Raw genomic sequence first — 10,362 nt, forward strand, 5'->3', positions numbered from 1 at the left:
CTCGATGCGATCACCACCAGCCTGCCCAGGCTGCAAAACGATCTGCAGGCAGCGGCCGACCGCCTTGAGAAATATCGGTTGAGCCACGGAGCCATCGACCAAGGCTCGGCGGACAATGCAGCCAGGGAACGGGCCGACCTCAGCCAGCAATTGTCGATGTCAAACGCAGATCTCGCCGCTGTGGAAACTCGGCTGCGACATGTTCAGGAGCTTCGAGCGCAGGGGGCTTCTTTCGTCTCCGTGGCCGAAGCCATTGGCGGGCCTGAACTTGCCGATCTCGCGGCTCGACAGGCTCGCGCGCCTGCGGACCAAGAACTCAGAAACCTGACCGAAAGCAAGGTCGAACAAGGCATCGACAAGATTGCTGCGGACGCAAACATTTTCCGTGCCCAGATCGCCACTCTTGAGAGCCGGAAGGCCATTTTGGATGCGGTCATGGCCGACACCGCCAGCCGGCTTTCCGGGTTGCGGGTTCTCGAGCCGCAGGTCAGTTTGCTGACCCAGCGATACAACGAACTTCTTGGCCGGCAACAGGATTTGACGCGGCGTATCGGAGTTCCCTCGGCTGGAATTTCCATCCTATCGGCGGCATGGCCGCCGACCATCCCGCAGACCTTGCCCGCCATCTTCCTTGTTCCGCCCGGGATGATTGTGTTCGCTATACTGGGCGCGATTTTCGTCACGATGCGCAATCACTTCGATCGGACTTTTCGCGGTGAGACCGAGGCGGAAGCGGTGCTCAAGGTTCCATGTATGGGGCAGATTCCCGAAGCAGGCAGGGTGCATGCCAAACGACTGCGAACCCTTGTCCTGGGCGAGCGCAGCTCCGCCTATAGCCGCGCCGTGACGTCGTTGCTGATTGCTGCGGCGCCCAATGCGCTGAGGGCTCGTTCGTCGTACACGGCGCTTGTCACCTCCAGCGTCCCGGAGGATGGGGGGACCGAGCTCGCATGGAGTCTGGCGCTGGCCGGCACGCGGATGGGCGGCCGTGTTCTCTTGATCGATCTTGAACGCAAGGGCGTTCAACTCACGCTCGAGTTCCTGCATCAGTTCAGCGAGCGCAAGAGCCGCCATTCCTTCGCTGACTATGTCTGCAATCGCAGCAACCTGGAAAACGCCGTGGCCAGTCTGCATGAAATCGGCATCGACGTGATGACCGCTGCTCCGTCGGACGATCTGCTGGCGGTGTTGTCCTGCGAGGATGGGGGCAAAGTGATGGCGGATCTGCACTTGACCTATCGCATCGTCATCATAAACCTGCCGTCGGCGCTCGGGCGGCCGGAAGCCAAATTTCTGGCTGGATGGGCTGATGCGGTGCTTTTTGCCGTCCGATGGAGGAAAACGCCACGTACCCTCGCTCGCGGGGTGCTGGAACTCCTTCAGGGCAACGGTTCTCTTGCGGTACCCGTCGGCAGCGTCCTCACGCAAGTGAACTTGAAAAAACATGCTGGATATCGGCTCGAGGATAGCGCCGACCTCTTGCGCGAGCAGATAGCATGACCAAGCACAGGCTCGTCCTTGGGCCGCGGACGATCCGGGGGCGGTTCATCCAGGGAGCGGCCCGGACGATTCAGGGTGCAGCCTGTCCGCAGAGCGCGTCATTCAGGTGAATGATGGCAAGGTTCGGTGTGCATCGTAGGCTGCGGCAATCCCCGATATTTGCCTCCCTCGGAAGCGCGAACCGATGGCACTGAGCGACCTTCTGAGACCCAAGATGGTTCCCGCGGCCGACACAGCCATCATCGCTGTTCGGCCGAGCACGATCGGTTCGATCATTCGTGCAGCTGGTGAAGTGTCGGCGATGGCAATTGTCGGCCAACTCACCCTTCTTGCTGCGATTCCGGTCTTGGCGCGGCTCTATTCGCCTGCGGATTTCGGCATCTTTACGATTTATCTGTCGATTGTGAACATACTCGCCGGGGTCGCAGCATTGCGCTTCGAGGCGTCACTCTATGGGGTTAAGGGGAGCGCCCAGGCCTATGTGACGGTCAAGCTTATCCTTTTGGCTGTGTTCGTGACCACCGTCCTGGCCTTTTCGGCCGGACAGATGCTGTCGAACCTTGCTCCCAACCGCCTCGGCTCGCTTGCCTGGCTCATTCCGATCGGAATGGGAGGCGCAGGTCTGGTCGAAGCCATGAACTGCTGGAGCCTGCGTGCTGGGCTTTTGCGCGACTTTGCCCTTGGGCGGCTGATCCTGCCGGCGAGCATGGCTGCACTGCAATTGGTTTTCGGCATTGCCAACCTTGGCGGCGAAGCGATGATCCATGCCCATATTTTGAGCCAGTTCGTCTTTATCGGGTATATCGGTTATCGGGTGACGAGCTGGGAGGATTTGCGCGGCATCGCCCGGGCACCCTGGCGTGCGGTGTTCGAAAAGGCCCGGCGGGAATACAAATTTCCTCTGTTCGATATCCCCGCAACACTCGCGAGCATAGCGATCAACAATCTTCCGGCAGTTCTTGTCGGTGGGCTGTTCGGCACCGCATTTGCCGGATATTTGGGCGTGGCAACGCGCCTGGTTACCGGTCCAGTGACGCTGATCGCTTCACCGCTCAGCAATGTTTTTGTCGCCGAAGCAAACCAGAACAACAATCGTGGACACCTGCTTGGCGTGGCACGCGGGCTTCTCCTGCTGGCTGCCGGCTTTACCGCGGTGCCGATATTGCTGCTTGGACTCGCCGCGCCCTATGTGGTCGTTCCGCTCCTGGGCGAGCCTTGGATGCCCACCGCGGAAATCATGACCGCACTGGCGCTGATGGGCGCGGCACAAGCGTTGTCGACTCCGCTTAGCGACGTTCCCGCTCTGCTACGTCGGCAAGGAACAAGACTGGTCATCGACCTCGCACGAGCAGTTCTCGTGTTTGGCCCGTTGCTCGCCGGCGCCCAGGCGGGCTGGCAGCCAGTCACCGTCATCTATTTCATGGCCGCCGGCGGCGCGTCGGGTTTCGCTCTGAAAATGGCAGCATCGCTGTATTTGTTGACCCACGACCCTCAACCAGCAGGCGCTGCAACGTGCATCCAACATGAATGTCTCGAGGAAAAAACACCATGAATTCGTCGTCGGTTGACAATCTTCAAGCGGCAGTTGCGGTCACCCAGCATGACCGTGCCAATGTCTCATGGTCACGCCCTTTTATCTCTGTCGGGATACCAACCTTTCGCCGGCCCGATACGATCCGCAGGGCGATCGACAGCGTCCTGGGTCAGGATTACTCCGATTGGGAGTTGGTCGTGAGCGACGACGAGGGACCGGAGGGCGAGACCTGGGCTATCGTGACCGACTATGCACGAAGCGAACCTCGCATCCGCATCATCGAGAACAGCCGAGGTCGCGGTCAGGTGGAGAACACCAACAACGCTATGCTGGCTTGCTCTGGACGGTGGATCAAGTTGCTGCACGACGATGACTGGCTTGCGCCAGGTGCACTCAGGACATTCGCCGAAGTTGCCAAACAGCACCCGTCGGTCGCCTTCATGACGTCTGCCGCAAACATAATCGAGGACAAGCGAGTGAGATTTCGCCAAGTCCCCAAGGAGCAGGAAGCGATCTCCCTTTATTCCAGCCAGCAGTGCCTGATGGACCTCTATCTGGTGCGCGCGACACGCTGCCTGGGGATCATTCCATCCACATTGCTGATCAACAGCGACGTCATTCGTGCCGGCTGCTTGATGCGCACGCACAAAGAGATTCCGGCCGGAGTGGATCAACTGTTCTTCGTCGATCTAGCCAGCCATGGGGACATGGTGGCGATAAGCGATCCGCTTACCTTTTATGATGCAACGAGCCATCCAAGCATTACCACGTCAAAGAGTTTCCGCGAGGTCGACGAAGTGACTCTCGCCGTCAAGCAGCTTAACTGGAATCTCATCAAAGACCGCAACCATCTCCCGCCTCCCGAGACATTGCTGCGGGCGCTGCGGGTTGCTCGTATTCCCATGCGGTTCCACCAGCAGTCCTGGTTGACTACGTTCCTGGATGGGATTCAGATCTTCCGGCCTTCCGTCATGAAGGTGGCGGGCTGGCACGTGCTTAATCACGTGTTTGCAATCCGCCCAAGATTGGGCCGGGTGCGCACGCGACGGCGGTAAGGTGAGGCTGGCCGACAAGCACATCAGCGACAGATTGCGCGCACAAGCCTGTTGTGCGCGCGCATGGTAAAGGCGTTTGCCTCACGGCAAAACGCATATGCGCCCAAGAAGAGCTACCAGTTCCGCCTGTCGCCGTGTTTCGGTCTTGGCGAACAGCGACGCCAGCTGCGACCTTATCGTGGTCCGGCTCAAGCGCCGCTTGCGGGCTATTTCCAAAGGGGCATCGCCCTGCGCCAAGCGCAGTGCGAGCTGCGTTTCGGCACTCGTCAGACCAAACATTCTTTGCAGCGTCTGGGGATTTGGCCCGGACCTGTTTTCACGATCCAGCAGCGCCACGATGCTTGTCGCGTCAGGCGTTGCTATGCCCTTCTCGTTCAATATCAGGGGCCTGTCGCCCATACCTCGGATCACCACCCATGAAAGCGTGCCAGGAGAAAAATTGCCCGGCACGTTTGCGATCAGCCGTCTCAGCGCAGCAAATACCTTGCTGGCCGTATCGGCTGCCTCGCCTTCGCGCTCCAAGGTGTTTTGAGCGGCTGAATTCCACTCCATGACCTTCCTGTCGCTGTTCAGGATCAGGTAGCCACAACCGATGCGATCAAGCATTCTCACCACAGATGCAAGGCTGCTCTGCCGTGGCTCGACAGCAACGCTGTCGAACCGTTGCGGTGCTTGATGCCAAGCGGAAGCATGCTCACCTTGCGTTCTCAAGGCGGAGACAGGCTTTCCCCCGAAACTTCCATATTGGCGACCAAGAATTCCATCATCTTGCCTACCAACCAGTGCCATTTTCTTACCTCCCGCAAAACGGCAACGCCTCCCAGTCAAAAGGAGGTGCCTTAAACATGTCAGTCAGGTCGCTTGGAGAGTAGCGGTCCGATCCGCCCCCGACATCGGACAAAATGCGCGCTACAATCCCGGGGAACAATCCTGCGGTCGGACTAGTCTGTACGCTTTTCGGTCTAATCTCGACGGACTAGTCAGAAGGTTATAGTCTGGCACATGCGTTTGCATTCGCTCAGTTTGCATCCGAACAGCTCAGGCAAGTTGCTGACCCGCCTTGCCTCGATGTCGCTCCTGATAGCGACACTTGCAGTCGAGACAGCGCTGCCGACCTCTGTGGCATACGACATCGGCTTTTTTGAGTTTGTTCCCGCCATTATTGCCATCTCATATCTCGAAGATCGCATGATCGCTCTTGCGGCAACATTTGTGATGGTTGCCGTCGGCTTGTTGACGCGGGATGTCCTGCACCATCCAATCGATGTCGGCCTTTGGGTTCAAGCCATTCTGCTGCTGGTTGCAGGGGGGATGATCGCCCTGACTTTCCACCGGCAGAGGCAGGACTACCGCACCCTTTTGCAGGTTGCGGAGGCTAGACTCGCGGCCTTGGAAGCAACCGAAAACAGGTATCGCTGGGCATTCGAACGTGCCGCCATTGGCTTTGCCAACATGAATGAGAACGGAGAGTTGCAACGGTCCAACAAGCGTCTTTGTGAGATGACAGGGTATGTCGAGGAGGAGCTTTCAAGTCTGCCGCTCAGCGCACTCGTCCACCCCGACGACAACCACACCTTGGCGGAAGCGTTGACTCGCCTGAAAGACACGACTTCGTTCGGCTCGGAGATCCGTCTCCTGAGAAGAGACGGCACGATTTTGTGGACAAGATTGGCCCTGTCTTTGGCCGTGCCAGCCGATGCTCTCCCTCAAAGCATTTTTGTAGTGGTGGACGACATATCGGGAGAGCGAACCGCCCGCGAGGCACTCCGGGCTCAGAAGGAATGGTTGGACCTGGCGCTATCGTCAAGCCGGTTGGGAACATGGCGCATAGATTTCGAGAGCGGGTCCGTGAAGGGCTCAGCCGCGTTCTGGGAAATGATGGGGCTGGCACCCGCGCCGAGCCGTCCATTGCAGGAATTGACTGCGGTCGTTCACCCGGCCGACTTGCCTAATCTGATGGCCCCGGGAGAGCTTGCATCAGGCGCCGACTATGACGCTGAGATCCGCATCAGGCGAACTGGCGGACATATCCGCTGGATTGCTCTTCGGGGACGGGACGAATTGCGCGACGGTCGTGCACAGCGAATAGGAGTCGCCGCGGATCTCACCGATCGGCGCATAACCATTCTGCTGCGGGCTGCGGCGAAGAAGCGAGAGCGGGCCATGCTTGAACAGCGCCATAGGCTCAACAATCTGTTTCCGGTGATCACGGCGCTTGTGAATATGGTTGGTGCCCCCGACAATGATATCGCCAGCTATAAGCAGACACTGATCGAAAAGATCGGCGCACTCCAGGCGACGCATCTGCTTCTTTCACGCGATGGCAGCCTGTCGGCTTCCCTGCGTGACCTCATCGTTCAGGAATTGCAGCCCTATATGGGGACGCATGACATTTCGATCAGTGGACCCGAAATAAAAATGGCTGAGGGTTCGGCTGAGAGCTTCGCAATGATCGTTCACGAGCTTACGACCAATTCCGTGAAGCATGGGGCTCTCGGCACTCCGGCAGGACGGATCAAGGTCGTGTGGCAATTCGTGGCCCAGGAGCCCGGCGCCGACATAGTGTTTGAATGGTCGGAATCGGGAGAGCGCCGGGTCTCCACCTCGGCTCGGCGTGGTTTTGGGTCGTTGATTATCGGAGCCGGCGGTGAGCCTATCGTGGGCCACTCTTCCAAGCTTGAGATGCTGGATCACGGACTGAAATATTCGGTCCGGCTGCCGCCAAAAGCAATCGGCGCTAGTTGATGTCCCTGGCGGCCCATGTCTTCAGCAAAACCGCGGCTTCCGTCCGGTTTCGTGCCCCAAGTTCGCGCAGGACGGCAGCCGCATGAATCTTCGTCGTCGCTTCTGCAATTTCAAGAGAGCGGGCAATCTCTTTGTTCGAGTAACCTTCAGCCATCAACCTGAGGACTTCCTTCTGTCTGGACGTAAGCCTGCCCAGATTGTTGACGCTGATGGTCCTGTGGGGCATTTGCGTGGGAGCCTCGGATGGAAGGCGCACCGACTCCTTGGACCTTTGTGAAAGAAGTGCCGGAACGTAAATGCGGCCAGCCAGGATTTCGTTCACCGCCAGGACCACCTCCTCGTCCGTTTGGGACTTTACGATATAGCCATGAAGTCCAATCGAGAGGGCAGTTAGAATCTCGGCGCGTGAATCGGTCCCTGAGACAATTGCAAACCGTGTGTCGGGATGAGCCGGTAAGACGTCGCGAAGGTCGTCCTGACCGGACAGTCCCGGCATGTTCAGGTCGATGATGGCGAGATCAACAGGCGCCTGATCTTCAAGCAGGCTTATGACGGTATCAAAACACGCCGCTTCGAATATTTCCAAGTCTGGAATGCCGGCCATCAAAGCCAGTCGCAGCCCACGACGATACAAGCCGTGATCATCGGCGATGATAATACGATACATGAACCACCCACCTTTTGGCAGCCCGCATGTGTCCCTAGCTGCCGAAACCTCCCTTTGGATGGACTGTGCGGTGACCCAACACAGATCAGCCGCCCGCTGATCCCCCGTATGTCGACGCTCGCCGCCGCCCATCGGCACATTTCAACCTTCTAATATAGCTTACAATCGCACACATTTCAGGGCCAGATGTTGAAGTGTTTTTTTCGTACGAACGGTAGCGATGCCCTTCCGAGAAGGTCGTTGCCGGCGCCGGACATGTGAACAGTTCCCAGCTCTGATCGCCCTGCCGCGCCCATGCGCTGCCAACTGGAATATTGAATCAAAAGGCCGGGAAAGTGCCATTCAAATGCACGACGACGCCTTCTCAAGCGCCACTTACCATCGCTGCACTCCGGAGAGGCAAAACCAACACTGGCGTGCCTTCCGGCCGGGTGGGTTGGACCCATCACACCGCGACAGTCGTATCAATAGGAGGACGAGATGAAAGCGGTCATTCAGTGCGGTGGAATGGGAACACGCCTTCGGCCTTTCACATCCATATTGCCCAAGCCTCTCATGCCGATCGGTGCTCGACCGGTTCTTGAATTGCTTTTGAAGTGGCTGCGGCGGAACGGCATTCAGGAAGTCTACGTCACGACCGGCTATCTGGGGCACTTGATCCGCACCGTATGCGGGGACGGATCCCAGTGGAATCTAAGGATACGCTACACCCAGGAACTGGAACCTCTCGGCACCATTGGCCCACTCTCCCTGATCAGGGAGGAACTGGACGAGCCGTTCATTGTTCTCAATGGGGACGTACTTACCGATCTCAGTCTCAGCCGGTTTGTGGCATCACACCGCACACACACGGATCCAGTCACCATAGCCACCGCATCCCGCGTCATCAAGATGGACTTCGGCGTCATCGACGAGGTCGACAATACCGTTCAAGTATTTCGTGAAAAACCGACGCTATCCCATCTGGTAAGCATGGGAATATATTGCATGAATCCAGACGTTTTTCGTTTTATACCTGACGGCATCGCCTTCGGATTCGACGATCTCATGCTGCAGATGATGCAAAACGGCACGAATGTGCACGTCTACAAACATGACGGGCTTTGGCTGGATATCGGACGCGTTGAAGATTTTCAAAACGCACAAACCATTGCCTGGGAAGAGCAGTCCGCATCGATCGAGGTCTCGGCAGCGGCCGCTTGAGGGCTGAACGCTCGACCACGCCAACATGAGGAGGTCGTAATGCTCTTGGTCAGCGCTCCTATTCTTGGCTTTCCGGAAAAGGCGGCCTTGGCCAAAGTTGTCGACAGTGGGTGGCTGACGATGGGGGACCAGGTACGAGCCTTTGAAGAGGCCTTCGCGGCCGTGCATGATGCGGTCGATTGCGTTGCCGTCAGCTCTTGCACCGCCGCCCTGCATCTCATTCTCCATGCACTTGGGATCGGTCCCGGAGACGAAGTTCTGGTTCCCTCGCTGACCTTCGTGGCGACCGCGAATGCAGTGCTCTACGTAGGAGCAACACCGGTATTCGTCGACATAGAGTCGGCCGAAGTGCCACTGATGTCCCTAAGCGACGCGGAAGCCAAGTGCACCGGACGCACCAAGGCCGTCATTCTCGTCCACTTTGCCGGCTACCTCGCCGACCGGGAAGAATGGCAGAGATTTGCCCGTGTGCGAGGACTGCATATCGTCGAGGATGCCGCGCATGCTCCCGGCCTTAAGGAGGTGGGGACTTACGGTGCGGCCGCGGCCTTTAGCTTCTACGGCAACAAGAACATGACCACCGCGGAAGGTGGGGCCGTAATCGCCCGGGATGCACAGCTCCGTGAAGCGATCCGCCAGGCTCGCGGACATGGGATGACCAGCGGCACACATCAGCGGCTGAACAGCCGCACGCCGCAATACGATGTGACGATGCTCGGTTTCAATTATCGCATGGATGAATTGCGCGCCGCTATTGGCTTGGTCCAGCTTCAGAACCTGCAGGAATGGAATGAAATCCGGCGCATATTGGTCGTCCTCTATCGACGTCTGATCGCAGACTATTGCTCGGCTGTGACAGTTCCGTTCTGCAAACCGCGGACCTCGGCCTATCACATCATGCCTGTCCTCCTGCCACATGACGTCGACCGGCAAACGGTGATCGACCATCTGCGAACGAAGGGAATACAGACCACAATCCACTATACGCCCGTGCACCAGATGACGCTCTATCGCCAAATGTTCACTGAAATCCATCTGCCGAAGACCGAGGATTTCGCGCAGCGGGAGTTGACGATTCCACTACATCCGCAAATTACGGCAAGTGCGATCGAGTCGGTGGTTGTTGCGTTGGCCACCGCGATTGAAAGCAGCGGGCGCGCGGGAGCCGCGGCATGAACGCACTCGACGTGACGATGCATCGGCCCGCCGTAGCTGGCACCAGCCACGGAATTGCCAGGCGCGCGATGGATATCATCCTCGCCGCAGCAGCGGGAATGGCACTCGCTCCGCTGATGCTACTGATTGCTGTCGCACTCTTTGTCGAGGGTGGTTGGCCCGTGCTTTTCGCACAGACGCGCCTGGGTGCCGGCGCAAAACCGTTTCGCATGTACAAGTTCCGCAAATTCAAGACAACAGCCGATCCTTTCGGCCTTGCGCTGACCATGAACGATGACAGCCGGATGACGCGGATAGGCCGTTTTCTCGCGGCAACGAAACTTGATGAGTTGCCGCAACTGTGGAACGTTTTTACGGGAGACATGGCAATTGTCGGCCCGCGGCCGGAAAGCCTTGCCTTCGCCGATTGTTTCCGCGGCGGCAATGAAGCCGTCCTGCAGTGGAAGCCCGGCCTGCTCGGCCCGACCCAGGTTCTATTCCGT

9 protein-coding genes are annotated in these 10,362 nt (G+C 58.3%); 7 read left to right on the forward strand and 2 right to left on the reverse strand.

From position 1 onward, the window contains the following. The 3 genes from EN925_RS09340 to EN925_RS09350 form a co-directional block, all read left to right on the forward strand. The coding region (locus EN925_RS09340) for an exopolysaccharide biosynthesis protein (protein WP_128336477.1) at positions 1 to 1,500 on the forward strand (1,500 nt) is incomplete at its 5' end. A gap of 184 nt (positions 1,501 to 1,684) precedes the next feature. After that, positions 1,685 to 3,052, forward strand: a complete 1,368-nt coding sequence (locus EN925_RS09345; protein ID WP_013533110.1) for a lipopolysaccharide biosynthesis protein — start codon at positions 1,685 to 1,687, stop codon at positions 3,050 to 3,052. Further along, on the forward strand, positions 3,049 to 4,089 hold the full coding sequence (locus EN925_RS09350) for a glycosyltransferase family 2 protein (protein WP_127366183.1): 1,041 nt from the start codon (positions 3,049 to 3,051) through the stop codon (positions 4,087 to 4,089). The genes EN925_RS09345 and EN925_RS09350 overlap by 4 nt, the downstream gene beginning before the upstream one ends. A gap of 81 nt (positions 4,090 to 4,170) precedes the next feature. Here the strand turns inward: EN925_RS09350 and EN925_RS09355 are convergent, their stop codons facing one another. Next, entirely contained in the window at positions 4,171 to 4,878 is a 708-nt protein-coding gene (locus tag EN925_RS09355; RefSeq protein WP_013533112.1) for a helix-turn-helix transcriptional regulator, read from the reverse strand. A 213-nt stretch (positions 4,879 to 5,091) separates the two neighbouring features. Here EN925_RS09355 and EN925_RS09360 point away from each other — a divergent pair, with 213 nt between their 5' ends. Next, complete coding sequence (locus tag EN925_RS09360; protein WP_127366184.1) at positions 5,092 to 6,834, forward strand: PAS domain-containing protein; 1,743 nt, start codon at positions 5,092 to 5,094, stop codon at positions 6,832 to 6,834. Here the strand turns inward: EN925_RS09360 and EN925_RS09365 are convergent. Further along, positions 6,827 to 7,501 carry a response regulator transcription factor gene (locus EN925_RS09365; RefSeq protein ID WP_013533114.1) on the reverse strand — a complete coding sequence of 225 codons (675 nt, stop codon included), beginning with the start codon at positions 7,499 to 7,501 and terminating at the stop codon, positions 6,827 to 6,829. The genes EN925_RS09360 and EN925_RS09365 overlap by 8 nt on opposite strands. A gap of 480 nt (positions 7,502 to 7,981) precedes the next feature. On the opposite strand from EN925_RS09365, the gene EN925_RS09370 reads away from it, so the two are divergent. From EN925_RS09370 to EN925_RS09380, 3 genes are all read left to right on the forward strand, one after another. Beyond that, positions 7,982 to 8,704, forward strand: a complete 723-nt coding sequence (locus EN925_RS09370; RefSeq protein WP_013533115.1) for a sugar phosphate nucleotidyltransferase — start codon at positions 7,982 to 7,984, stop codon at positions 8,702 to 8,704. 39 nt (positions 8,705 to 8,743) lie between these two features. Next, positions 8,744 to 9,880, forward strand: coding sequence for a DegT/DnrJ/EryC1/StrS aminotransferase family protein (locus tag EN925_RS09375; protein WP_013533116.1), 1,137 nt, complete (start codon positions 8,744 to 8,746; stop codon positions 9,878 to 9,880). Beyond that, positions 9,877 to 10,362, forward strand: a 486-nt coding sequence (locus tag EN925_RS09380; protein WP_128336479.1) for a sugar transferase, incomplete at its 3' end; no start/stop codon positions are given. The genes EN925_RS09375 and EN925_RS09380, both read left to right, overlap by 4 nt.

This window comes from Mesorhizobium sp. M7A.F.Ca.US.006.04.2.1 (genome assembly GCF_004022915.1).
In the GTDB taxonomy this organism is placed as follows: Bacteria; Pseudomonadota; Alphaproteobacteria; order Rhizobiales; family Rhizobiaceae; genus Mesorhizobium; species Mesorhizobium ciceri.